Genomic DNA, 24280 nt, shown 5'->3' on the forward strand with positions numbered 1-24280 from the left:
AAGCGCGCGCAGCGCGGCGTCGAGCGCCACGGCGCGCGGGATCACCCTCTCGCCGGTCTCGCCATGCGGCACCGGCAGCGGCCAATAGGCGCAGACCGGCGGAGCCGAGCGCAGCCCCCCCGGCAGCGCCTCGGCCGAGGCGCTGTCGAGCGCGATCACCACCTGCGCGGGCGCAAACGCCTGCATGGGGCGCGGCGGCTCGGCGGGCAGCATCCCTTGCGCCTGCAGCACCGCCGCGAGCAGCGGATCGACCCGCCCCGCGGGCTGCACCCCCGCCGAGATCCAGACCGCCTGCCCCCAGAGCCGCCGCCGTGCCAGCGCCGCCGCCAGCGGCGACAGCTGCGCCCCGTCACGGCAGAGAAACAGCACGCGCGGCAAGCCACCGGCCCGGCGACCCCGATCTCGTCCGCTTGCCACCCCCGGCGTTGGCGCGTCGAGCTCGGACAGACGACCAAGCGCCACATCCGCCGCCAGCCAGTCCACCACCTGCCCCAGCGCCGCCGGAACCGCATGATAGAGCCGCAGCGGCCCGCGCACCCGCTGCACCAAAAGCCCCGCCTCGCAAAGCGCCGCCAGATGCGCCGAAAGCGTCGAGCCCGGCACCCCGAGCGCGCCGGCCAGAGCGCCCGCAGGCAGCGGATGCGGCAGATGCCGGATCAGCCGCAGGCGCAGCGGGTTGCCAAGCAGCGTCAGCCGGGTTTGACAGAGCGTCTCCATGCGCACCCCCATAGCGCGCAACGTCTCAAGACAGGGTAAACACGCGCCCACTTGACCTTTGCGCGGCGCGGCCCTAGCGCTCTGCGCATGGCACAGGCACCCCTTCTCCAGCTTTCCGACATCTCGCTCACCTTCGGGGGCGAGCCGGTCTTCTCCGGCCTTTCGCTCAACGTCCAGCCCGGCGACCGCGTCGCGCTGGTCGGGCGCAATGGCTCGGGCAAATCCACCTTGATGAAAGTCATGGCGGGCTTCGTCGAGCCCGACACCGGCGACCGCATCGTGCCTCCGGGCATTTCAGTGGGATATATGGAGCAGGAGCCGGACCTTTCGGGCTTTGAGACGCTGGGCGAGTATGCCGCCGAAGGGCTTGGCCCGGCAGAGATGTACAAGGTCGAAGCGGCGGGCGAAGGGCTCGGCTTCGATCCCGAGCGCCCGGTCGCCACCGCCTCGGGCGGCGAGCGCCGCCGCGCCGCGCTGGCCAAGCTGATGGCGCAGGACCCGGACGTCATGCTGCTCGACGAGCCGACCAACCACCTCGACATCACCGCCATCGGCTGGCTCGAGGCGGAACTCAAGCGCACCCGCAAGGCCTTTGTGCTGATCTCGCACGACCGGCGCTTCCTCGAGAACCTCACCCGCGCCACGCTATGGATCGACCGCGGTGCGGTGCGCCGTCAGGAACAGGGTTTCGCCGGTTTCGAAGAGTGGCGCGACAAGACATGGGCCGAAGAGGACGAGGCTCGCCACAAGCTCGACCGCAAGATCAAGGCCGAGGCGAAATGGGCGGTCGAGGGCATCTCGGCCCGCCGCACCCGCAACCAAGGCCGGGTGCGCGCGCTGCAGGCGCTGCGCGCCGAACGTTCGTCGCAGATCCGCCGTCAGGGCACGGCGGCGATGGAGCTTTCCTCTGGCCCGACCTCGGGCAAGAAGGTGATCGAGGCGACCGGGCTCAGCAAGGGCTTTGGCGACAAGCAGATCGTCAAGGATTTCTCGCTGACCGTGATGCGCGGCGACCGGGTGGCTTTCGTCGGCCCGAACGGCGTGGGCAAGACCACCCTCATCCGCATGCTGATGGGCGAGATCGCGCCCGATGCGGGCAGCGTCAAGCTGGGCACCAACCTGATGCCCGCCATCTTCGACCAGAGCCGCGCGCGGCTCGACCCGGATATGAGCCTGTGGGAAAGCCTCACCGGCGATCCCGAGATGCGGGTTTCGGGCAAGGCCGATCAGGTGCTGGTGCGCGGCCAGCCCAAACACGTGGTGGGCTATCTCAAAGAGTTCCTGTTTGACGAGCGGCAGGCCCGCGCGCCGGTGCGCTCGCTCTCCGGCGGCGAGAAGGCGCGGCTGCTGCTGGCCAAGATCATGGCCAGCGAAAGCAACATGCTGGTGCTCGACGAGCCGACCAACGATCTCGACGTGGAAACGCTGGACCTGCTGCAGGACCTGCTGGGCGAGTATGACGGCACGGTGCTGCTGATCAGCCACGACCGCGACTTCCTCGACCGCGTCGCCAGCACCACCATCGCGATGGAGGGCGACGGCCTCGCCATCCCCTACGCCGGCGGCTGGAGCGACTATCAGGCGCAGAAGGCCGAAGCCGAGGCAGAAGCCGCGCCCAAGGAAAAGCCCGCCGCCAAAGCCGCCAAGGACGGCCCCGCCGCGCCGAAACCGAAAGCGCAGCCGAAGGGCATGAGCTTCAAGGACAAGCACCGGCTGGAAGAGCTGCCCGGACTGATCGACCGGCTGACCGCCGAGATCGGCAAGCTCGAAGGGCTGCTGGCCGACCCCGAGCTGTTCACCCGCGAGCCGGTGAAGTTCAAAAAGGCCACCGAGGCGCTGGACGAGCGGCAGCAGAAACTGGCCGCCGCCGAAGAGGAATGGCTGGAATTGGCGGAAAAGGCCGAAGAGGCGTCCTGAGGGACAAATCTCTTCGAAGAGATTTGCAAGAGCCTTCGAAGGCTCTTGCGCCCTGCCCGGCTCACCTCTGCGGCCTCACTCTCCGGGCTGGCCCAGCGGCACGCGTTTCTCGGCGATCACCATGAAGCCGACCGTCAGCAGGATCCGCACCACATGGTGCAGGCTGACCAGCGCCGGGTTCGCCGCCAGCGACAGGGCGATGATCGACATTTCGGTCACCCCGCCCGGCGCGTAAGAGATCATCAGGTGCAGGAACGGAATGTCGGTCACCGCCGCCAGCGCCAGCGCAAAGCTGCCCCCCAGCGCAAGCATCCACAGCACCGACACAAGGCTCAGCCATGCCGAGCGGCGCAGCATCGCTGCCGTCATGCCGCTGAAGCGCACGCCGAGCGAGCTGCCCACCACCACCTGCGCCGCAGCGATCAGCCAGAACGGCAGATGCATATCCACCACGCCCGACAGCGTCAGCCCCGCCGAGAGCAGCAGCGGCCCGGTGATCTGCCCCGCCGGCAATTTGATGCGCGAGGCGATCAGCAGTCCCGCCAGCGCCGCCATCACGATCAGCGCCAGTTCGCGCAGGGTGACCGGCCCCGAGGGCATCACGCTCTGTCCCGCCGCGCTGCCCACCGGATGGCCGACCCAGAGCGACAGCGCCGAGGGCAGGATCGAGATGACCAGAATGATCCGCAGGAATTGCTGCGCGGTCAGCAGCCGCAGATCGGCCCCCGCCTTCTCGCCCAGCACGAGGCTTTCCATCAGCCCGCCGGGCGTGCCCGCGTAAAAGGCCGTGGCGCGGTCATAGCCGCCAAGCCGCCGGAAGATCAGAAAATTGCCGCTGTGGCAGAGCACCACAAACACCGCCAGCGCGCCGAGGGTCAGCGGCAGTTCCGGTAGCAGCGCGAGGATCTGCGGCGTCACCTGCGTGCCGATCATCACCCCGATGAGACCGATGAACACCGTGCGGAACTTCATCGGAAAGCCGTAGTCGGCCAGCGCGCTCTTCTGAAACAGCGCCACCGCTAGGCCCGAGGTGAACAGCGAGCCCAGCATGAAGGGCATCGGCAGATGCGCCAGCTGCGCCAGCCAGCCGCCGATGCCGCCCGCGATGAGCAGGCAGCCAGTGGTGAAGATCATCCGGAGGGAAAGCGTTGAGAGACTCATGTCCGGACATAAGCCCAAGCCACTGCAAGGTGCAATGGCGCCCGGTGCTTCGACACACCGGCGCGCCATGTTCCGGGCAATCCGTCAGACCAGTCCGTCAGACCACCCTCTCAGGCCCTCTCAGGCCATCGCGCCCTGCGTATCCAGATCGCTGAAATACCGGCGCGCGCCTTCCAGCGTACGCAGCAGCTCTTTGGTGGAGCGGGTGATATAAAGCGGATATTCGAACAACATGCTGACCCGCAGGCTCGGGTTGATGATGATCGTCTTGCGGATCGTCGTGTCGGCATCTTCCTGCGGGTGGATCATGCCAAAGGTGTTCGACAGCATCCCGTCGGTGTCAGAGACGATCGGAAAGCTGATCTCCTTGCCGCTGCGCTCTGCAACCTTGTCGCACCAGCGCTGCAGATCGGGCACGCTGTTGCGCGCGATGCCCACGGTCTTGACCCCGGCGTTGCGCAGGCTCGGCTGGATTGCTGCGATGCGGGCCAGTTCCTTGGTGCAGGTCATCGAGAAGGGATCGGCGATGCTGAAGAAGATCGCCCAGCTGCCGCTGATATAGGGATGGAAGGTCAGTTTCCCCGTGGTCGACTGGCCCGAGAAATTGGGGAAGAATTCGCCGATCCGCGGCGACCATTTCGCGGAATTTGTATAGTCGGTCGGGACCTCGACCCAAGTGTCGGGAACCTCCCGCAGGTACTTCCTCTTGTCTCGGTGCATACTGCTTCTTGCCCTTGTCTTGGCCTGTCGTGCGGCCAGCGTGTTGAACCCGTTTCTTCGGGCTTTTTCTGGGTTTGGACCGGGCACGGTCAGCGGTGAGAGGTTTGTGCCCGGATGCCTGAACCCAAGCCCGCGCGCAGCCCATGGAACCTCTCGGTAGCTTGCCGCGGACGATCTCTACCTAGGGTCAAGTCGGTAACTATTCGTTAACCCTCGCTCAAGGTAACTTGCGGACAGCGTTGCACGTTTCCGCAAGAGATAAGCAAGTTTGCCACAGTTTGATGCGGGTCTTTGCATCTCTAAGGAGAGTTCTGACGCGGCCCACGCAACGAAAAACGCCGCGCCCGAAGCCGAGCACGGCGCTTCAGATGGGTGTATGCGCGAATTGCCTTGGCGCCTGCTCAGCGCGACAGGTCGCTGGCGATCCGGTCGGCAAGCTGATCGGTGGCCGCGCCCGCTGCCGCCGCGATGCCTGCGGCCCCGGCGGAGGGCAGCTGCGTGCGGATGTCGAAGCGTGTCACCCGCTCGCGGATGATCCGGTCGTAGGACGAGAGCGCATATTGGCCCGAAAGCTCAAAGGTGCCGTTCGCCCGCGCCACCATCGAAGAGACGCGCACATGCACCGCCGCCTGTGACGGCTCTTCCAGCGGCCAGGGCTCGGCGGCGACGGTGGCGCTGCTGATCAGGCCCAGACGCTCGGCGAGGCTCTGGGTCATGGCGCGGCGCGGATCGTCGGCCCAGAGCGCGCTTTCCACCTGGGTGAGCGCGCCGCTTGCGTCCTCGATCAGGATCTCCGAGGCCTCGGCATAGGCGGGCAGCGAGACCTCGCGCACCTCCAATGTCGACACCGCGAGGCGCTGAGCGGTCACCGGCGCGGCGCTGTCGATCCGATAGCGCGGCTCGGTGCCGCAAGCGGCAAGCAGCGGGAGCAGGAGAAGCGGCAGGAGTTTCATAGTCATGGTCATCTTTCCTCTCAGCGCCCGAAGAGCAGCGAGTTGGGATTGCGTTCGATCGAGCGGGCGAGCTTGTTGAGCGCCTCTGCAGCGCTCTGCACCTCGCGCAGCGCCGAGACGGTCTGGCGGTTGAAGGCGGACTGACCATCATAGCCAGAGATCACCGACTCCGCCTCGGCCACCAGCCGCTGGATGCGGGCCGAAAGCTCGGGCAACGTGGCGACCGCCTCTTCCACCGCCGCGGCGGCGTCGCGGGCAGAGGCCAGCGTGGCGTTGGTGTTCTCGACCACCCCGCCTGCGCGCAATTCGGCCAGCGCGCCCTGCGCCTCCTGCAGCATCGCCGAAAGGTCGGACGGCAGCTGCCGCGTGCTGTCCTGATCGACGAATTTGCCTGCACCATCGAGGAACTCTCCGGCCTCGGCCACGAAGCTCTCGAGGTCCAGCGCGGTGGCCTTTTGCGTCAGCGCGCGCAGGTCTTCGATCAGACCGGGCACACCGGCGGCGCTTTCCTCGACCGAACCGGCCACCGAGGTGACCTCTTCGGCAGCGGCCTCGGCGGCTTCCAGCGCCGACACCAACTGGGTGATCGCCCCGGCGTTGCGCATGTCTTCGATCACCCCGCGCAGGTCGGCCACGGCGCCGCGCAACTCGCCCGGAATAGCTTGGGTTTCATCGCTGCCAAGCAGGCCCCGCGCGTCTTCGACAAGGCCGATCACGGCGTCAGGCGCGTCGCGCAGGCGCGGGTTCGCGGCAAAGCTTTCGATCGACGACAGCGTGTCGATGGCCTGATCCATCAGGTCTTCGACCGGCAGATCGTTGATGCGCTGGAACAGGCCCTCGGCGGTGGCGGTGACATCGGGCAGATCCGACGGCACCGACGGAATGAGCGGCGCGTCCTGCGCGAAGATGCCGAAGGTGGCGGGCGCAGCATCGGGGATCTCTGCAAGCTCGACCACCAGCGACTGGCTGAACAGGTTCTGCGAGGCCAGCCGTGCGCGCAGCCCGTTCTTCACCGCGTTCGACAGGAAAGCGATGGTCTCCGATTGCGGGGCTTCTTCATCCAGACCCAGCGCACGCGGGTCGATCGACAGTGTGGTGCGCAGGCGAACCGATTGCTCTTCGCCCTCGCCGTCGATGAAGGCACCGATCTCGGTCACCCGGCCAATGCGCAGGCCGCGGTAGGTGACGGCCGAACCGACTTCGAGGCCGCGCACCGACTCGTCGAACTCTGCGGTGAGTTCCACGGCGTTGGAGATGGTCTCGGAGAACAGGCTGTCGCGGGCCGACTCCTCGTCGTCATAAAGGTCAAAGGCATAGCCTGCGGGCACCGGGTTGCCGCCCGACACGACCGTGTCGAATGCGAGGCCGCCACGGATCAGCGCCGCGACCGAGCCCACCGACAGGTTGAGCCCGCTGGGACCGAAGTTCACCGAAAACCCCGAGGTGTCCCAAAAGCGCGTCGCGGTGGTGATGCGGCGATCGTTGGGGGCCTCGATAAAGGCATCCACGGCGACGCCATTGCCGCGCTCGAGCAGGCGAGGCGTTTCGATCCGCCCCACTTCGATGCCCTGATAGAAGATCGGCGCACCGGGCGACAGCTGGGTGCCGTCCTCGGCGCGGATGGTGATGCGGGTGCCCTTCACGCCCGGACGCACCAGCGGCGTCTCGTCGAGGCCGCGGAACTTGGTGGTGCCGCCCGCGCCCTCTTGCGGAGTGAAGCCCGCCTCAATGTAGACGCCCGACAGCACGGTCGACAGGCCCGAGATACCCGAGGCGGAGACCTCGGGGCGGACCACCCAGAACTCGGCATCCGAAGGCAGCGAGTCGACGACATTGCGATCGATGCGCGCCTTGACCTCGACGGTGGCCAGATCGCCCGCGAATTCCACCTCCTCGACCGTGCCGATGATCACGTCGCGGTAGCGGATGGTGGTTTCCTCGGCGGTGATGCCCGCCGCGTTCTCGAAAGTGATCTCGATCAGCGCGCCGCGTTCGGCAAAGCTCTGCCACGCGATGAACAGCGTCACCGCGATGGCCGCCAGCGGCACCAGCCAAACCAGCGAGAGGTTGCGCCAGACAGACCGGCGCTTGGGCTCGACCGACATCTGCGCCGGTTTCGGATCACTCATTCTTTGTCACTTTCACTCGCGTCCCAGATCAGCCTTGGGTCGAAGCTCTGCGCCGAAAGCATTGTAAATGCAACGGAAAGCGCAAAACTGATGGCTGCAATCCCGGGGTTGATGGCGGCGGCGAAATCCATCTGCACAAGGGCCGTCAGGATCGCCACCACAAAAACGTCGATCATCGACCAGCGGCCGACGAATTCCACCACCTCGTAAAGATGCTGGCGTTTGCCCGGAGAGAGTTTCACCCGATGCGTCACGCTCAGCGCCAGATAGGCGATAGCGATGAACTTGGCGACGGGGATCATGATCGAGGCAAAGAACACGATCCCCGCGATGCCGTAGCTGCCATGGTGGATAAGGTCGACCACCCCGCCGAAGATCGTGCTGTTGGTGGTCTTGCCCAGCATGGTGGTCTTCAGCATGGGATAGACATTGGCGGGCACATAGACCACCAGCCCCGCCCCCAGCCATGCCCAGACCCGCTGCAGCGAGGTTTCGTCGCGGCTCGACAAATGCGAGCCGCAGCGCTCGCAGCGCTCGGGGCCCGGCACATGGACCTTGCCGCATTCGGTGCAGGCGATCATGCCCGCGGCGCGCGCGGTCAGGACTCGCGGCGCGCTTCCAGCGTCTTCCATAGGGTTACCCTGCACATGAATGTATCTTTGAGCACGGTCACGAGGACCAATGCCACGAAGGCCCAGAACGCCGGTCCGATCGACAGATGCGCCAGCCCCGCCACCTTCACCAGCGCCACGGCGACGCCGACGATGAACACCTCGGCCATGGCCCAGGGCCGCAGGTGATCGGCGAGACGGAAAAAGAACTCGGCATGGCGCGCCGGACGGTGGCCAAAGGCCATGGGCGCCATCACATAGACCAGCGACAGAAAGCGGATCGACGGCAGGATCACGATCAGCGCCGCCATGACGATGGTCAGCGGCGCGGTCATCCCATTCGAGAAGGCGAGGATCGTGTCGAGCAGCGAACTGCGCTGCACCCTCCCCGCCACCGAAAGCTCGAGGAACGGAAAGAAGATCGCCGCGACCATCAGCACCAGCGCCGAGAGCGCCAGCATGATGATCCGCGTCATCGCCGAGGCGCGCGGCGCCTCCAGCACCTCATGGCAGCGCACGCAGCGCGCGGTCTCGCCGGGGGCGATGTCGCGCTCTTCATGCAGCGTGTCACACAAGGGGCAGGCAATAAGGTGCTCTGCCTGCTCCGCGGTGAAGGCGGGCGGCGGCAGGACCGGATTGATCTCCGGCGGGAGTTCTTCGGCAACCACATCGGCGAGGCTCATGCGCCCAATCTAGAGGTCCCCGCACCCCAAGGAAAGGTCTGAGCGTCCAGAGCTTTGCCGCTGCCCGCGAAGCAGGCAGCGGGTGTGCTTTCGCTGCGGCACCTCCGCAGAATTGTCGACAATCCACATTCGACTCGCTACCACCTTGGGCAGAATGACACTGCAAGACCGGAGGTCCCGACTGCCCATGAGATGTTTCTACGCTCCCGAAACCGAAGGTCATGATCCGCAGTTCCGCCTCACCCATGGCACCGTGGTGCGCAACGCCGAGCGCGCCGAACGTGCCAAGCTGCTGCTCGAAGGGCTGTCGCGCCTCGATCTGACCGCCGAGACCCCGCCCGAAGCGCCGCGCGCCGCCTATGAGGCCGTGCATACGCCCGAGTTCGTCAGCTTCCTCGAAACCGGCTGGGAGGAATGGCAAAAGCTGCCGAACGCCGGGCCCGAGGTTGTGCCCAACGTCTTTCCCCGCGGCGAAATGACCACCTACCCCGAGACCATCGTCGCCCGCGCGGGCTGGCATATGTCCGATACCTCTGCCCCGATCGGCGCGAAAAGCTGGGAGGCGACGCGTCGCTCTGCCGATTGCGCCGTGGCTGCGGCCAACACGGTGATCGACGGCGCCCCCGCCGCCTATGCGCTGTGCCGTCCGCCAGGGCACCACACCACCGCCGATGTGGCGGGCGGTCACTGCCTGATGAATGTCACTGCCATCGCCGCGCAACAGTTGCGCACCGCGCATGAGCATGTGGCGGTGCTGGATATCGACGTGCACCACGGCAATGGCACGCAGGCGATCTTTTATGATCGCGCCGATGTGCTGATGGTCTCGGTCCATGCCGAGACCCACGACTACTATCCGTTCTACACCGGCTATGCCCATGAAACCGGCGCCGGTGCCGGTCAGGGGTTCAACCTCAACCTGCCGCTGCCGCGCAGCACCACCTCGGAGGCATGGCTTGCCGCGGTCGATCAGGGGCTGGAGCGGATCAAGGCCTATGCGCCGGGCGCGCTGGTGCTCAGCCTCGGGCTCGACGCGCATGAAAATGACCCCCTTGACGGCATGAAGGTCAGCTTCGATGGTTTCGCCGAAGCCGGACGCCGGATTGCCGCGGCGGGGCTCCCCACGGTGATCGTACAGGAAGGCGGGTATCTCTCGCCCGATCTGCCCACTTCCCTCGCCGCCTTCATGGGCGGTTTCCTCGGCAAGGACCCGCGCGCGGCCTGACGGCGCGCATCTGGAATTCGGAGACATATGACATGAACAAGATCCCCAACTCGCTGCACGCCTCGGACATCGCGCACAGCATGCACCCCTACACCAACATGCGTCTGCATGAGGAACAGGGGCCGATGATCATCACGCGTGGCGAGGGTGTCCACGTCTACGATTCCGAAGGTAAGGAATACATCGAAGGGCTCGCGGGCCTGTGGTCGGTCGCCGTGGGCTTCTCGCAGCCGCGCCTGACCGAAGCAGCGGCCAAGCAGATGGCCGAGCTGCCCTATTACCATACCTTCGCCCACAAAGCGCATGAGCCCTCGATCCGCCTCGCGGAGAAGCTGGCCGAGATGACCCCCGAGGGCATGGACCGCGTGTTCTTCACCAACTCGGGCTCCGAGGCGAACGACACCGTCATCAAGATGGTCTGGTTCTACAACAATGCCCTTGGCCGCCCCGAGAAGAAGAAGTTCCTCGCCCGCAACAAGGCCTACCACGGCATCACCATCGCCTCGGGCTCGCTCACCGGCCTGCCGGCGAACCACAAGGATTTCGACCTGCCGGCGATCCCGGTGACCCACCTCACCTGCCCGCACTACTGGAAGTGGGCCGAGGAAGGCGAGACCGAGGCCGACTTCACCGCGCGCCTGCTGAAAGAGGCCGAGGACACCATCCTCGCAGAAGGCCCCGAGACCATCGCCGGTTTCATCGGCGAGCCGGTGATGGGCGCTGGCGGCGTGATGACCCCGCCCGAGGGCTACTGGCCGGGCATCCGCGCTCTTTGCGACAAGTATGACATCCTGCTGGTCTCGGACGAGGTGATCAACGGCTTCGGTCGCTGCGGCACCCCCTTCGGCTGCGAGAAATACGGCTTCACCCCCGACATCATGGTGACCTCGAAGCAGCTGACCTCGTCCTACATGCCGCTCGCCGCGATCATCGTGAACGACAAGGTCTACAACACCATCGCCGATCACACCGCCAAGCTGGGCACCTTCGGCCATGGCTTCACCGGCTCGGGCCACCCCGTCGCCTGCGCCGTGGGTCTTGAGAACCTCAAGATCATCGAAGAGCAGGACCTGATGGGCAACGCCGCCCGTCTCGAAGCCAAGTTCCAAGAAGGTCTGCGCAAGTTTGCCGATCACCCGCTGGTGGGCGAAGTGCGCGGCGTCGGCCTGATCGGCGGCATCGAACTGGCCAAGGACAAGGCAAAGCGCCAGAGCTTCGAGCCCGGCGGCAAGGTCGCCCCGCAGGTGGTGAAATTCTGCGCCGAAGAGGGCCTCATCCTGCGCGCGGTCTACGAGACCGTGGCGCTCTGCCCGCCGCTGATCGTCACCGAGGAAGACATCGACAAGATCCTCGCGCGGCTCGGCAAGGCGCTCGACCGTGGCTGGGAATGGGTGCAGGCCGAAGGTCTGGTCTGACCGCTTCGAATCTACAGATATTTACAAGGGCGCCCGCGCGGCGCCCTTTTTCGTGTATTTCGTGCCACTGCAAGCCTTTTGTCGGGCCCATCTGACCGGTATTGCGACAATATTTCGACACCGGACGTGTTAAACTTCAGCTTTACAGATCTTTCGCATTCAAAATAAAAAATATATCTCTATGCATCGCTTGCCCATTTTCCTCGCTTTGACCAATGCACTCCGATGACCAGTAAACAGGCCCAACTTGACGCAGCGCTGACCCGCATCGCCGCCGCCATCGACCTTGAGTCCAGCGTTCCCGTTCCGCAGCAGTTGCGCGGCGCACTGGAGTTTGGCATCGCCTCCGGCCAGCTTCCCATTGGAGCCCGCCTGCCCTCGGTGCGCAGCATGGCGCGAAAGCTCAGCCTTTCGCCGGTGACGGTCAGCAACGTCTATGCCGCGCTGCAGGGCGCGGGCCATCTGGAGGGGCGCGTGGGCTCTGGCACCTTTGTCAGCCGCAACGCGCCGGTGGCCGACCCCGAGAAGTTCCACGCGCTGGAGAAGGCGATCACCGAGCTTATCGCCCTTGCGCGGGACTGCGGCATCAGCCGCGACGATCTGGCGACCCGCATCGGCATGGACCGCACCAGCGGCGAGCGCCCGCTGCGTCTGCTCATGCTGGGCAATTTCACCGCCGCGACGCGGGACTATGCCGCCGATGTGCGCCCCCATCTGCCGCTTGGCGACAGCATCGAGACGGCGATCCTCGACGATATCTCCGAAGACCCGCCGCAGGGCTACGATCTGGTCCTGACGCCGCGCACCCTGCTGCCGCAGGCGCGCGCGCTGTTTCCGGCCATCGAAGTTCTGGGGCTGACGGTCCTGCCGAACGAGGCGACGCGCGTCGCGCTTGCCGCGATCCCGCCCACTGCGGCGGTGGTGGGCTATTCGTATTTCCCCACCTATGTGTCGATGATGAAGGCCAATCTCATGCGCTACGCCCCGCATCTGGCGCGGCTCGACATGGTGGTGCGCGGCGACGAGAGCGAGGCCGCGCGCGCCAAGATCGCCAGCGCCGACGTGCTGGTCTATTCCACCGGCGCAGAGCAGATGGCGGCGCATTTGCAGCCCGGACAAAGCGCCTTCGAATACCGCCACAGCCCCGACAGCGCAGAGCTTCGCGAAGAGCTTTTGCCGATGCTGGAGCGCTGCCGCCAAAGGCCCACGCGGGGCTGACGCCGAGACTGCGGCCGCCCCCTATGCGCCATCATGGAAAAAGGGCGTCCCCATCGCTGGGAACGCCCTTTTCTTATCTCTTGCCGTATGTGGCCGACGCTCAGCGATAGCCGTGCAGCGTACCGTCGCCCGAGACCACATAGAGCGTGCCGCCCGAAACGATCGGGCGCGTGGTCGCGCCGCCTTCGATCTGCGTGGTGCCTACAAGCTGGCCAGAGGCGGGATCAAACGCCCGCAGCACCCCGTCCGAAGAGGCGACGATCAGCCGCCCACCCGCAAGGATCGGGCCGTGATGCACAAAGGCGCTGTCGCGGCGCTTCTGCGGACGCCGCACCGGCTCGTAGCCCGGCAGGTCAACCGCCCAAATCTGCGCGCCAGTGTCCGCGTCAAGCCGCACCAACTGGTTCTGATCCGAGACCAGATAGACGGAATCGCCCACCGGCCAGACCGCGTCGAGCGCGCCCATGCGCGCCGTCCACAGCCGCTCGCCGCTGGCAAGGCTCAGCGCCACGACACGGCCCGAGTGGTTGCCCACATAGACCTTGCCGTTCGAGATCAGCGGATCGCCGGTGATATCGGTGATCGTCGCCAGCGCGCTGCCGGTGCGGCTGCCAGCCACATCGGCGCTCCAGCGCCGCAGCCCGCCCTGACGGAAGGCCGCCTGAACCGCGCCCGACCCAAACGCAAAAACGACGATCTCGCCGTCGAGCGCGGGCGCCGGGGCCCCGGCGACATTGTTGTAATCCTCGGGGTAGTCGATGCGCCAGCGCACGCGGCCCGTGTCGGCCTCGATTGCCCAGCCGACGGAATCGCCGGAGGTCAGATAGACCAGCCCGCCCCGCACCGTCGGCGCACCGGTGGCCGTGCCACCCAGTTGCTGCGTCCAGACCTCGGCGCCGGTGGCGGCATCAAGCGCGGTCACCTTGCCAAAGCCCGAGGCCACGTAAAGCCGGTTGCCCTCGACCGCAAGACCGCCGCCCTGCGCCTGTTTCGCCTGATCGCGGCTCGGCACCATGCTCTTTTGCCACAGCACGCTGCCATTGGTTCCGACGGCGCTGACCGTGTGGCCCGAGTCCATGGTGAAGATGCGCCCGCCAGCGGCCACGGGATCGACGTTGAGCCGCGCCCGCTTGCCATCGCCCGACCCGATCGACGTGGCGAAAACCTGCTGCAGCGGCAGCGACAGCGCCGCGTGGTTGCTGCGCGCGAAGGGCGAAACCGGGCTTTGCGCCGCGAGCCCGCCGGTGGCCGCGCCAACCGACACCGGGGCCGCGCGGTTGGCGGGCGTGGCCTCTGCCGAGCCGCCCTCAAGCACCTCATGGACGCCCAGCCGTTCGCCGGTGAGCACCGCTTCGGGACGCTCGCAGGCGCTCAGCGCCGTCAGCCCCAGAAGCGCCGCGGAAATCGTGGTGATGCGCAAAACACTGCTCCCGTCAAACTTTGTCACTGCCGCGTCGCGGTCCGGTTCAGCCCGCATCGGGCTCGCCGCCGAGCGCCACAATCAACTGCGTTGCGCGCTGGCGCAAGCCCGCGGTGATCTCGGCATCCTGCAGGATACGCTGCAGTTTTTCGAGGGCCGCGTCGCTCTCGCCCGCCTTGATGTCGAGCAGCGCAAGCTGTTCCTCGGCCAGCAGGCGCAGCGGCTTGCCGGGCACGGCCAGCGCTTCGAGGCGCACGCGGCGCTCATCGTCTGACAGGCCCGAATCCGTGCGGCTGACCGCCTTGAAGGCGGCGATCTCGCGGTAGATCTCGGGAAGCCCCTCTTCCGAGGCCGCCTGCTCCAGCAGCGCGGCGGCGGCGGCGGGGTCCTCGGCGTTGACCAACTCGCTGGCGGCCAGCATGTCGGTCACGGCGGCGCCTTCCGGGCTTGGTGCGGTCACCGCCTGCAGTGCCTCGGCGCGATCCGCCGGTGCGTCGGTGTCGATGGCGCTGCGCAGCGCGTCCCCAAAGGCTTGCGCCTGCGCCTGCCGCTGCACCGCGCTGTATTCGCGCCATGCCGCGCCGCCGACGATGGCCAGAACCACCACGACGCCAACCCAGCCATAGCGCTTGAGCAGCGCGAAGAGCCGGTCGCGACGGACCTCCTCGGTCACCTCATCGATGAAACTGTCGGTATTGCTCACGGGCTGCCTCGTCTTTCGAATGTTGCCCTCTCTTAACGCGGCTGGCGCAGGCTGCCAAGGCCAAGCCCGCGCAGCCATTGCCACATCCCCAGCTCCGCCGAAGACTGGGCAGACGCGGCAGAACGCCGCTTGAACGGTTTCCAAAATACCGTATTCTGAACTGGTCAGTTCAGTCACATCTCCGCGCGGCCCCGCGCAACTGGGGCAACCGCCCTGCCACGCCTTGGCGCGGCAGCGAACACGGGAAGCCCAGCATGAAACTCATCTCTATTCTCACCGCACTTGTGGTTGCCGCCGCGCTCTATGCGGTGGTGCTCGACCGCGAGCGGCTGATGGGCTGGGCGCGCGGCGGCGCGCCGGAGGACAGTGCCGCGGACAGTGCTGCGCAAACCTCCGACGGCACCGCGGCCACCGATGCGCCGCAAGAGCCGCAAGAGCCGCAGACGACGGCCCCCGAGCCCGGGGCGGTTGCGGTCATGGCGCGCCACTCCAAAGCGCAAGAGATCGACGATGCCGTGCTGCTGCGCGGCGAGACGCAGGCCTCGCGCGAGGTCGAGGTGCTGGCCGAGGCAGGTGGCCGGGTGATTTCCGAGCCGCTGCCCAAGGGCACGATGGTCGACGCGGGCGAAGTTCTGTGCAAGCTCGACCCCGGCACCACCGGCGCGGCACTGACCGAGGCCGAGGCGCGGCTTGCCGAGGCCCGCGCGCAGCGCCCGCAGACCGAGGCCGCCCTGCCCGAAGCCGAGGCGGTGCTGGCACAGGCGCAGGCCGCCGTGGCCGAGGCCGAGATCAACCTCACCGCCGCGCGCGAGCTGTCGCAGGGCGGCTATTCCTCGCGCACCACCGTCGCCTCCGCCGAGGCCAAGATGCGCGCCGCCGAGGCCAGCGTCCGCAGCGCCGAGGCCGGGCTCGAAGCCGCCCGCGCGGGCACCGACAGCCTCGAAGCGTCGATCCAGAGCGCCGAGGCTGCCGTCGCCAGCGCCCGCAAGGCGGTGGACAACCTCACCATCACCGCGCCCTTCGCGGGCGTGCTGGAAAGCGACACCGCCGAGCTTGGCCTGCTGATGAGCACCACCGGCAATGCCAGCTGCGCGCATGTGCTGAAGCTCGATCCGATCCGGCTGGTGGGCTACGCGCCCGAGGCTGACATCACCCGCGTGACGCTGGGCGCGCGCGCCGGGGCGCAGATCGCGGGCGAGATGTGGCAGGGCGAGGTGACCTTTGTGTCGCGTCAGGCCGATGAGACCACCCGCACCTTCCGCGTCGAGGTAACTTTGGCCAACCCCGATCTGAAACTGCGCGCCGGGCAGACCGCGCGCATCCTGATCGAAGCCGCCGGTGCCATGGCGCATCTGCTGCCGCAAAGCGCGCTCACGCTGAACGACGATGGCCGCATGGGGCTGCGTATCGTAAGCGCCGAGCAGACCGCGCAATTCGTGCCCGTCAGCATCCTGCGCGACACGCCCGAGGGGGTCTGGGTGGCTGGGCTGCCCGATGAGGTCGACGTGATCACCCTGGGGCAGGAATATGTCACCGATGGCGTGCCGGTGGCTCCGAGCTATCAGGAAATCATCCCGGAGGAGATGAGCCAATGACCGGCATCGTCGACTGGGCCGCGCAACGCGCCCGCATGGTGCTGGCCTTCATCGTGCTGTCGATCGTCGCCGGGGCCTTCGCTTATGCCACGCTGCCCAAAGAGGGCGAGCCCGACATCGAGATCCCCGCGCTGTTCGTCTCGGTGCCCTTCCCCGGCATCTCGGCGGAGGATTCCGAGACGCTGCTGGTCAAGCCGATGGAGACCGAGCTTTCCGACATCGACGGTCTCGACAAGATCAGCGGCGTCGCCTCCGAAGGCTACGCCGGTGTCGCCATGGAGTTCGAGTTCGGCTGGAACCGCACCGAGACCATGGCCGAAGTGCGCGACGCGATGACCAAGGCCGAGGCGAAATTCCCCGAAGGCGCCGAGCAATACACGATCTCCGAGATCAACTTCTCGGAGTTCCCGATCATCATCGTTTCGCTGACCGGCCCCCTGCCCGAGCGCACCATGGCGCGTGTCGCCAAGGATCTGCAGGACCGGGTCGAGGCGCTCGACTCGGTGTTAGAGGCGGGCATCGCGGGCAACCGCGATGAGATGCTGGAGGTGGTGATCGACCCGCTGAAGCTGGAAAGCTACAACGTCACCGCCAACGAGTTGATCCAGACCGTTCAGAACAACAATCAGCTCATTGCGGCGGGTGAAGTGCGCAGCGAGCGCGGCACCTTCTCGGTGAAAATCCCCTCGAGTTTCCGCGAGCCGCAGGACATTTTCGATCTGCCGATCAAGGTGAACGGCGACCGGGTGGTGACGCTGGGCGATCTTGCCGACATCCGCCTTACCTTCGAGGACCGCACCGGCACCGCGCGCTTCAACGGCGATACAGCGGTGGCGCTGCAGGTGGTTAAGCGCAAGGGCTATAACCTCATCGACACCGCCAAGGCGGTGCGTGAGACCGTGGCCGAGGCGCAGGACGGTTGGCCGCAAGAGCTGCGCGCCACCGTGGTGGTCGAGGAAAGCAATGACCAGTCGCGGATCGTGGATTCCATGGTCAGCCAGCTTGAAGGCGCGGTGCTGACAGCCATCGCGCTGGTGATGATCGTGGTGCTGGGCTCGCTCGGCACCCGCGCAGCGCTGCTGGTCGGCTTTGCCATCCCCACCTCTTTCCTGCTCTGCTTCGTGCTGCTGGCGGTCATGGGCATCACCATCTCGAACATCGTGATGTTCGGGCTGATCCTTGCGGTGGGCATGCTGGTCGATGGCGCGATCGTCGTGGTGGAATACGCCGACAAGCGCATCTCGGAAGGCGTCGGGCCGATGCACGCCTATGTGGAGGCGGCCAAGCGGATGTTCTGGCCGGTGGTCAGCTCCACCGCCACCACGCTGTGTGCCTTCCTGCCGATGCTGTTCTGGCCGGGGGTCGCGGGCGAGTTCATGGGCATGCTGCCGGTGACGCTGATCTTTGTGCTCTCGGCCTCGCTGATCGTCGCGCTGGTCTATCTGCCGGTGATGGGCGGCGTCTCGGGACGGTTCTCACGCCTGCTGCACAATGCCTCGCTTGGCCTGCGCAAGCTGGTGAAGACATGGCCCGTGCGCGCGGCGCTGGTGCCCTTGGCGCTTGGGGGCATGCTGCTGGGGGCGCTGCTGGTGCTGAACCCCTCGCTGCTTGGCTTCACGCTCATCGAAGGCCGCGGCGCACGGGTGCCGGGGATCGTGATCTTTCTGATCTCGGCGGTCATGGCCTCGATCACGCTCGACGCCGCGCAGATCGAGCGCAAGCGCACCAAGGTGCGCAAGACCTACCGCCGCACGATCTTTGGCCGGGTGATCCACTTCGTCACCGGCAACCCGGTGATGCCGCTGGTGACCATCGGCGCGGTGATCTTCTTCGTGATCTCGGTCTTCGGCTACTACGGACAGAACAACAACGGCACCGAGTTCTTCACCGAAAGCGAGCCGGAGCAGGCCATCGTCTATGTCCGCGCCCGCGGCAACCTCTCGCTGGCCGAGAAGGACGCGCTGGTCAAACGGGCCGAGCAGATCGTTCTGGCGCACCCCGGCATCGAGACCGCCTTTTCCTTTGCTGGCGACGGCGGGCTGGAGTCGAACACCGGCGGCGCGCAGCCGCCCACCGACACCATCGGGCAGATCCAGCTTGAAGTGGTGCCGTGGGAAGACCGCCGCAACCAGCCCGAGCTTGACGGCGACATCGTGCTGGCCGAGCTGACCGAGGACCTGTCGACCATCCCCGGCATCGAGACCGAGATCCTCAACCTCGCCATGGGCCCGGCCTCGGCCAAGCCGGTGCATCTGCGGCTCAAGGGCGACAATTGGGACGATCTGCTGGCGGCCGCGGGCACCGCGCGGCAGCAGTTTGACGACACCGCCGGGCTGCGGCTGATCGAGGACACCCGCCCCCTGCCCGGCATCGACTGGCAGATCGACGTCGACGTGGAAGAAGCCGGGCGCTACGGCGCCGATGTGGCCACCGTCGGCGCCATGGTGCAGCTTGTGACGCGCGGCGTGACGCTCGACACCATGCCGGTGGACAGTTCCGACGAAGAGATCGACATCCGCGTGCGTCTGCCCGAGGAGAACCGGGTGCTCTCGACGCTCGACAACCTGCGGGTGCGCACCACCGAGGGGCTGATCCCCCTGTCGCATTTCATCACCCGCACCCCGGTGCCGAAGCTTGCCGAGATCAACCGCGAAGGCCGCAAGCGCCACTTCGACGTGAAGGCGGGCGTGGCCGAGGGGCTGGTGAAATTCACCTCCGAAGGCGATGTGCTTGGCTATGGCCGCGAGGCCCCGGGCGGCGCGGTGAGCCTGCGCGGCACCGGCTATGACATCACCAGCACCGAGGCGGGCGTGGAGCCAAGCGCCATCACCGACGCGGCGCAGGCGGGCACGCTGGCCTCTGTGCCCGTGACCGCCAACGAGCGCATCGCCGCGCTGACCGAATGGCTGCAGGACGCCCCGCTGCCGGATGGCATCAGTTGGGAATGGACCGGCGATCAGGAAGAGGAAGCCGAAAGCCAAGCCTTCCTCACGCAAGCCTTCGCCGCGGCGCTGGGTCTGATGTTCATCATCCTGCTGGCGCAGTTCAACAGCTTCTACAATTCGGTGCTGGTGCTGCTGGCGGTGATCCTTTCGACCGCCGGGGTGTTCCTTGGGATGATCGTGCTCGACCAGACCTTCTCGATCATCATGTCGGGCACTGGTGTGGTGGCGCTGGCGGGCATCGTGGTGAACAACAACATTGTGCTGATCGACACCTTTCAGGATTACTCGCGCTACATGCCCCGCATCGAGGCCATCGTGCGCACCGCCGAGGATCGCATCCGCCCGGTGCTGCTGACCACGATCACCACCATCGCGGGCCTTTTCCCGATGATGATCGGCCTCAGCCTCGACTTCTTCGGCGGCGGCTACACGCTCAACGCGCCGACCTCGCTGTGGTGGAAGCCGCTGGCCTCGGCGGTGGTCTTCGGCCTGTCGGTGGCAACGGTGCTGACGCTGGTCTTCACCCCCGCGATGCTGGCGCTGCGGGTGTGGCTGTCGACCTACGCGCATTGGCTGGCGCGGCTGCTGGCCATCGCCTCCTTCGGGCGCGGCAGCCGGGCAGCCCGGGACTGGGCGCTGCAGCGCGAGGCGCGCAAGGTGAAGGCGCCGCTGATCCTCTGGGACGACCCGGACGCGGCTGGCAGCAGCCCCGGCGCGACCAGTTCCATGCGCGCGGCGGAATGACGCCTGTCATGGCACCCAGAGCTGCGGCACCTATATTATAGAGAGCGGGCGCGTCTGAGCGCCCGCCCATCACCGGGAGCCGCATTGTGAAGCCGTCGCTGATTGCCCTCGCCCTGATCGCGGGCGCCGCCCTGCCCGCGCCGCTTGCCGCGCAGATCAAGGGCTGCGTTGCCGACAAGAATGGCATCACACGCTGCCCCGGACCGTCGACCTTTTCGACCGATCATCTGGGCATCACCCGCGAGCATCGCACGGCGCCGCAGACCACCGACAAGAACGGCATCGTGCGCGACAACACCGGCGGCGGCTATTTCATTGCCCCCGGCGATCCCACCGTCGACCGGGGCGGCACCATCAGCAACAAGCGCCCGCCCAGCACCATGCGCCGCGGCAATCAGACCTGCACCACCGACGCCAACGGTATCACCCGCTGCGAGTGACCGGCGCGCGCCGCGGCTTCGGCCCAACACCAGACCGATACGCGTGAAAAAGCCGCCGAAGGGGGGGACCCACGGCGGCGATCACTCGTCACAAACCTCGGCCCGTCGCTGACGGGCGGTATTGCTGCCTGCGGTTCGTCCAGAGCGGCCCGGCCGGCCCGAGGGAACAGGGCCGGCCGAGATCCGGCGTGCCATCCGGACTTTCCGCGAGGCGGGCGGTTGCCGCGCCTCTCTCATGGGCATAACGTCCCGCTGACGCGCCGGTTCCGGCGCGGCCAAAGCCCTCCACCCCAATAGGCCAGGAGACGCCCATGAAGGACGCAAGCCCCCAGACCATCTACCTCAAGGATTACACCCCGTTCGGCTGGACCGCCGAAGAGGTGCATCTGACCTTCGTGCTTGCGCCCTCGGCGACCCGCGTCCGCTCGCGCATCCGCTTTGCGCCCAACCCCGACGCGCCGCAGCAGGATTTCTTTCTGCATGGCGAGCAGCTCAAGCCGATCTCCTTTGCCATCGACGGCGCGCCGGTGAGCCCCGAGATCACCGAGACCGGCCTCACCTGCGCCGTGCCCGAGGGCGCGTTCATCTGGGAGGCCGAGGTCGAGATCGCCCCGGTGGAGAATTTCGCCCTCGAAGGGCTCTATATGTCGAACGGCATGTATTGCACCCAATGCGAGGCCGAGGGCTTTCGCAAGATCACCTTCTACCCCGACCGCCCCGACGTGATGTCGGTCTTCACCGTGCGCATCGAGGGCGATGAGACGGTCAAACTGTCGAACGGCAACCCGCAGGGTCAGGGCGACGGCTGGGCCGAATGGCACGATCCGTGGCCGAAGCCCGCCTATTTGTTCGCGCTGGTGGCCGGTGATCTGGTCAACCACCCCGGCGCCTTCACCACCATGTCGGGCCGCGAGGTCGAACTGAACCTCTGGGTGCGCCCCGGCGACGAGGGCAAATGCGCCTTCGGCATGGAGGCGCTGAAGAAGTCGATGAAATGGGACGAGGAGGTCTATGGCCGCGAGTACGACCTCGACATCTTCAACATCGTCGCCGTGGATGATTTCAACATGGGCGCGATGGAGAACAAGGGGCTGAACATCTTCAACTCCTCCGCCGTGCTCGCCTCGCCCGAAACCTCGACCGACGCCAACTTCGAGCGCATCGAGGCGATCATCGCGCATGAGTATTTCCACAATTGGACCGGCAACCGCATCACCTGCCGCGACTGGTTCCAACTGTGCCTGAAAGAAGGTCTGACGGTGTTCCGCGACGCGCAGTTCACCTCTGATATGCGCAGCGCCGAGGTCAAGCGGATCTCTGACGTGATCGACCTGCGCGGCCGCCAGTTCCCCGAGGATCAGGGCCCGCTCTCGCACCCGGTACGCCCCGAGAGCTTTCAGGAGATCAACAACTTCTACACCGCCACCGTCTACGAAAAGGGCGCGGAAGTCATCGGCATGCTCAAGACGCTGGTCGGCGACGAGGCCTATGCCAAGGCGCTCGACCTCTACTTCGAGCGGCACGATGGGGATGCCGCCACCATCGAGGACTGGCTGAAGGTCTTCGAGGATGCCACCGGGCGCGATCTGACGCAGTTCAAGCGCTGGTATTCGCAGGCAGGCACGCCGCATGTGGCGGTCTCCGAGGCCTTCGAGAATGGCACCTACACGCTGACCCTCAAGCAGCACACGCCGCCCACCCCCGGCCAGCCCGACAAGGCGCCGCAGGTGATCCCGGTGGCCGTGGGCCTGCTCTCGCCCAACGGCGACGAGGCGCTGCCGACCAAAGTGCTGGAACTGACCGAGGCGGAGCAGAGCTTTACCTTCGAGGGGCTTTCGGCCAAGCCCGTGCCCTCGATCCTGCGCGGCTTTTCGGCCCCCGTGGTGCTGGAGCGTGAGACCTCCAAGGAAGAGCGCGCCTTCCTGCTGGCGCATGACACCGACACGTTCAACCGCTGGGAAGCGAGCCGCGATCTGGCGCGCGAATGCCTCGTGGCGATGATCACCGAGGGCGCAGAGCCCGACACCGCATGGCTCGACGGGCTCGAGGCGGTGATCCGCGACAGCGCGCTCGACCCGGCCTATCGCGCGCTGATGCTGGGGCTGCCGACGCAATCGGAACTGGCGCAGGTGCTGCACCAGCGCGGCGTCACCCCCGATCCCGATGCGATCTGGACCGCCACCGAGACGCTGAAGAAAACCCGCGCAGAGCGCTGGTCGAAACTGCTGCCGCAGCTTGCCGAAGAGGCCAAGGTCACCGAGCCCTACCAGCCCGACGCCGAGCAATCCGGCAAGCGCGCGCTTGGCTCCGCCGTTCTGGCGCTGACCTCCCGTCTTGATGGCGGCGAGGCTGCCAAGGCGCAGTTCGAGAGTGCCGACAATATGACGCTGCAGCTTTCGGCGCTGGCCTGCCTCGTGCAGGCGGGCGCGGGCGAGGACGCGCTTGCGAAGTTCCGCGCCCAGTGGAACGGCGACCGGCTGGTGATGGACAAATGGTTCGGCCTGCAGGTCGCGGCCTCTGGCCCCTCGGAGACCGCCGACCGCGCCAAGGCGCTGACCGAGGATCCCGACTTCGACATGAAGAACCCCAACCGCTTCCGCGCGGTGATGGGCGCGCTGGCGATGAACCACGCCGGGTTCCACCGCATCGACGGCGCGGGCTACCAGCTGCTCGCCGACTGGCTGATCAAGCTCGACGAGAAGAACCCGCAGACCACGGCGCGCATGTGCTCGGCCTTCCAGACGTGGAAGCGCTATGACGAGACGCGCCGGGGTCTGATGAAGGCGCAGCTCGAGCGCATCGCCGCCAAGCCGGGCCTGTCGCGGGACGTGACCGAAATGGTCACGCGGCTGCTGTCATGAGCCGCCTGCTGCTGGTCACTGGCGGCAGCGCCGGCATCGGGGCGGCCTGCTGCCGCCTCGCCCCCGCCCGTGGCTGGGAGCGCGTCGTGGTACACTACGGGCGCGACAAGGCCGGGGCCGAGCGTGTCGCAGAGGAAGTGCGAGCAGCGGGTGCCGAGGCGCATGTGGTCGGCGCCGATGTCTCGGACCATGCGCAAGTGGCGCAGCTGTTCGCCGAGCTGACCGCGCTGACGCCGGGGCCGCTCGATCTGGTCAACAACGCCGGGATCGTCGCGCCCACCGGCGCGCTCGCCGATCTGACGCCGGACCGGGTGCGCCGGGTCTTCGAGGTGAATGTCTTTGGGGCCATCGAGGTGGCGCGGCAGGCGGTGGCCTACATGCGGGCTCACGCGGGCGGCGGCGTCGTCAACGTCAGCTCGGTGGCCGCGCGTCTGGGCTCGGCGCGGCAGTACATGGACTATGCTGCCAGCAAGGGCGCCATCGACACGTTCACGCTGGGGCTGGCGGATGAGCTGGCTCCCGAGGGCATCCGGGTGAACGCCGTGCGTCCGGGCCTGATCGAAACCGACATCCACGCCAAGGGCGGCGAGCCCGACCGGCTTGCGCGCATCGGCCATACCCCGCCGCTGGGCCGCGCCGGAACCGCCACAGAGGTTGCCGAGAGCATCCTGTGGCTGCTGTCGGACCGCGCGGGCTATGTCACGCGCAGCATCCTCGACGTGGGCGGCGGGCGCTGAGGCGCCCTGCCCCCTGATCCTCTGCCCCTGATCCTTCGGGCGGTGCGATCACGGACTGAACGCGGAATGAAAAACGGGCGGAACCA

Annotated in this window: 18 protein-coding genes; 9 read left to right on the top strand and 9 right to left on the bottom strand. The window is 66.9% G+C overall.

Annotated elements, in window-relative coordinates:
- On the bottom strand, positions 1 to 717 hold a 717-nt coding region (locus G0A00_RS17010), incomplete at its 3' end, for a helix-turn-helix domain-containing protein (RefSeq protein ID WP_235956749.1).
- 87 nt (positions 718 to 804) lie between these two features.
- Between G0A00_RS17010 and G0A00_RS17015 the strand changes: the two genes are divergently transcribed.
- Complete coding sequence (locus G0A00_RS17015) at positions 805 to 2634, top strand: ABC-F family ATP-binding cassette domain-containing protein (RefSeq protein WP_164184994.1); 1830 nt, start codon at positions 805 to 807, stop codon at positions 2632 to 2634.
- A gap of 75 nt (positions 2635 to 2709) precedes the next feature.
- Here G0A00_RS17015 and G0A00_RS17020 read toward each other — a convergent pair whose 3' ends face one another.
- The 6 genes from G0A00_RS17020 to G0A00_RS17045 form a co-directional block, all read right to left on the bottom strand.
- The gene (locus tag G0A00_RS17020) at positions 2710 to 3795 is read right to left on the bottom strand and encodes an AbrB family transcriptional regulator (protein ID WP_066105905.1); all 1086 of its coding nucleotides are present in this window, start codon (positions 3793 to 3795) and stop codon (positions 2710 to 2712) included.
- A 120-nt stretch (positions 3796 to 3915) separates the two neighbouring features.
- Complete coding sequence (locus G0A00_RS17025; RefSeq protein WP_164184992.1) at positions 3916 to 4515, bottom strand: redoxin domain-containing protein; 600 nt, start codon at positions 4513 to 4515, stop codon at positions 3916 to 3918.
- Between the two features lie 401 nt (positions 4516 to 4916).
- Positions 4917 to 5474 (bottom strand): membrane integrity-associated transporter subunit PqiC, encoded by a 558-nt coding sequence (locus tag G0A00_RS17030; RefSeq protein WP_164184990.1) that lies wholly within the window; start codon positions 5472 to 5474, stop codon positions 4917 to 4919.
- A gap of 14 nt (positions 5475 to 5488) precedes the next feature.
- Positions 5489 to 7597, bottom strand: coding sequence for an MlaD family protein (locus G0A00_RS17035; protein ID WP_164184988.1), 2109 nt, complete (start codon positions 7595 to 7597; stop codon positions 5489 to 5491).
- Positions 7594 to 8229, bottom strand: a complete 636-nt coding sequence (locus tag G0A00_RS17040) for a paraquat-inducible protein A (RefSeq protein ID WP_164184986.1) — start codon at positions 8227 to 8229, stop codon at positions 7594 to 7596. Before G0A00_RS17040 ends, G0A00_RS17035 begins: the two co-directional genes overlap by 4 nt.
- Positions 8196 to 8891, bottom strand: coding sequence for a paraquat-inducible protein A (locus G0A00_RS17045; protein WP_164184984.1), 696 nt, complete (start codon positions 8889 to 8891; stop codon positions 8196 to 8198). Before G0A00_RS17045 ends, G0A00_RS17040 begins: the two co-directional genes overlap by 34 nt.
- A gap of 187 nt (positions 8892 to 9078) precedes the next feature.
- Between G0A00_RS17045 and G0A00_RS17050 the strand changes: the two genes are divergently transcribed.
- The 3 genes from G0A00_RS17050 (at position 9079) to G0A00_RS17060 (ending at position 12749) form a co-directional block, all read left to right on the top strand.
- Positions 9079 to 10116: a histone deacetylase family protein gene (locus tag G0A00_RS17050; protein WP_164184982.1), complete on the top strand. Its 1038-nt coding sequence runs from the start codon at positions 9079 to 9081 to the stop codon at positions 10114 to 10116.
- A 32-nt stretch (positions 10117 to 10148) separates the two neighbouring features.
- On the top strand, positions 10149 to 11531 hold the full coding sequence (locus tag G0A00_RS17055; protein ID WP_066105888.1) for an aspartate aminotransferase family protein: 1383 nt from the start codon (positions 10149 to 10151) through the stop codon (positions 11529 to 11531).
- A gap of 225 nt (positions 11532 to 11756) precedes the next feature.
- A complete protein-coding gene (locus tag G0A00_RS17060; protein WP_164184980.1) occupies positions 11757 to 12749 on the top strand; it encodes a GntR family transcriptional regulator in 993 nt (330 codons plus the stop codon).
- A gap of 100 nt (positions 12750 to 12849) precedes the next feature.
- Here the strand turns inward: G0A00_RS17060 and G0A00_RS17065 are convergent, their stop codons facing one another.
- Positions 12850 to 14169, bottom strand: a complete 1320-nt coding sequence (locus G0A00_RS17065) for a PQQ-like beta-propeller repeat protein (RefSeq protein WP_164184978.1) — start codon at positions 14167 to 14169, stop codon at positions 12850 to 12852.
- Between the two features lie 46 nt (positions 14170 to 14215).
- Positions 14216 to 14872: a tetratricopeptide repeat protein gene (locus G0A00_RS17070; protein ID WP_164184975.1), complete on the bottom strand. Its 657-nt coding sequence runs from the start codon at positions 14870 to 14872 to the stop codon at positions 14216 to 14218.
- Positions 14873 to 15126: 254 nt separating this feature from the next.
- Between G0A00_RS17070 and G0A00_RS17075 the strand changes: the two genes are divergently transcribed.
- The 5 genes from G0A00_RS17075 to G0A00_RS17095 all read left to right on the top strand — a co-directional run bounded on the left by G0A00_RS17075 (position 15127) and on the right by G0A00_RS17095 (position 24194).
- The gene (locus G0A00_RS17075) at positions 15127 to 16467 is read left to right on the top strand and encodes an efflux RND transporter periplasmic adaptor subunit (protein ID WP_164184973.1); all 1341 of its coding nucleotides are present in this window, start codon (positions 15127 to 15129) and stop codon (positions 16465 to 16467) included.
- A complete protein-coding gene (locus tag G0A00_RS17080) occupies positions 16464 to 20156 on the top strand; it encodes an efflux RND transporter permease subunit (protein ID WP_164184971.1) in 3693 nt (1230 codons plus the stop codon). The genes G0A00_RS17075 and G0A00_RS17080 overlap by 4 nt, the downstream gene beginning before the upstream one ends.
- Before the next feature lie 86 nt (positions 20157 to 20242).
- Positions 20243 to 20596: a hypothetical protein gene (locus tag G0A00_RS17085; RefSeq protein ID WP_164184969.1), complete on the top strand. Its 354-nt coding sequence runs from the start codon at positions 20243 to 20245 to the stop codon at positions 20594 to 20596.
- A 311-nt stretch (positions 20597 to 20907) separates the two neighbouring features.
- Positions 20908 to 23457 carry an aminopeptidase N gene (gene pepN, locus G0A00_RS17090; RefSeq protein ID WP_164184967.1) on the top strand — a complete coding sequence of 850 codons (2550 nt, stop codon included), beginning with the start codon at positions 20908 to 20910 and terminating at the stop codon, positions 23455 to 23457.
- Entirely contained in the window at positions 23454 to 24194 is a 741-nt protein-coding gene (locus tag G0A00_RS17095; RefSeq protein ID WP_164184966.1) for an SDR family oxidoreductase, read from the top strand. The genes pepN and G0A00_RS17095 overlap by 4 nt, the downstream gene beginning before the upstream one ends.
- The last annotated feature ends 86 nt before the right edge of the window (positions 24195 to 24280 follow it).

Source organism: Salipiger sp. PrR002 (assembly GCF_010500775.1).
Classification (GTDB): domain Bacteria; phylum Pseudomonadota; class Alphaproteobacteria; order Rhodobacterales; family Rhodobacteraceae; genus Salipiger.

Excerpts from the sequence above, each read along its gene's own strand:
- G0A00_RS17050 (WP_164184982.1), top strand. The coding sequence starts at position 9,079 with ATGAGATGTTTCTACGCTCCCGAAACCGAAGGTCATGATCCGCAGTTC.
- G0A00_RS17030 (WP_164184990.1), bottom strand. The coding sequence starts at position 5,474 with ATGACTATGAAACTCCTGCCGCTTCTCCTGCTCCCGCTGCTTGCCGCT.
- pepN (WP_164184967.1), top strand. The coding sequence starts at position 20,908 with ATGAAGGACGCAAGCCCCCAGACCATCTACCTCAAGGATTACACCCCG.
- G0A00_RS17015 (WP_164184994.1), top strand. The coding sequence starts at position 805 with ATGGCACAGGCACCCCTTCTCCAGCTTTCCGACATCTCGCTCACCTTC.
- G0A00_RS17060 (WP_164184980.1), top strand. The coding sequence starts at position 11,757 with ATGACCAGTAAACAGGCCCAACTTGACGCAGCGCTGACCCGCATCGCC.
- G0A00_RS17035 (WP_164184988.1), bottom strand. The coding sequence starts at position 7,597 with ATGAGTGATCCGAAACCGGCGCAGATGTCGGTCGAGCCCAAGCGCCGG.
- G0A00_RS17020 (WP_066105905.1), bottom strand. The coding sequence starts at position 3,795 with ATGAGTCTCTCAACGCTTTCCCTCCGGATGATCTTCACCACTGGCTGC.
- G0A00_RS17080 (WP_164184971.1), top strand. The coding sequence starts at position 16,464 with ATGACCGGCATCGTCGACTGGGCCGCGCAACGCGCCCGCATGGTGCTG.
- G0A00_RS17075 (WP_164184973.1), top strand. The coding sequence starts at position 15,127 with ATGAAACTCATCTCTATTCTCACCGCACTTGTGGTTGCCGCCGCGCTC.
- G0A00_RS17055 (WP_066105888.1), top strand. The coding sequence starts at position 10,149 with ATGAACAAGATCCCCAACTCGCTGCACGCCTCGGACATCGCGCACAGC.
- G0A00_RS17025 (WP_164184992.1), bottom strand. The coding sequence starts at position 4,515 with ATGCACCGAGACAAGAGGAAGTACCTGCGGGAGGTTCCCGACACTTGG.
- G0A00_RS17045 (WP_164184984.1), bottom strand. The coding sequence starts at position 8,891 with ATGAGCCTCGCCGATGTGGTTGCCGAAGAACTCCCGCCGGAGATCAAT.
- G0A00_RS17095 (WP_164184966.1), top strand. The coding sequence starts at position 23,454 with ATGAGCCGCCTGCTGCTGGTCACTGGCGGCAGCGCCGGCATCGGGGCG.
- G0A00_RS17040 (WP_164184986.1), bottom strand. The coding sequence starts at position 8,229 with ATGGAAGACGCTGGAAGCGCGCCGCGAGTCCTGACCGCGCGCGCCGCG.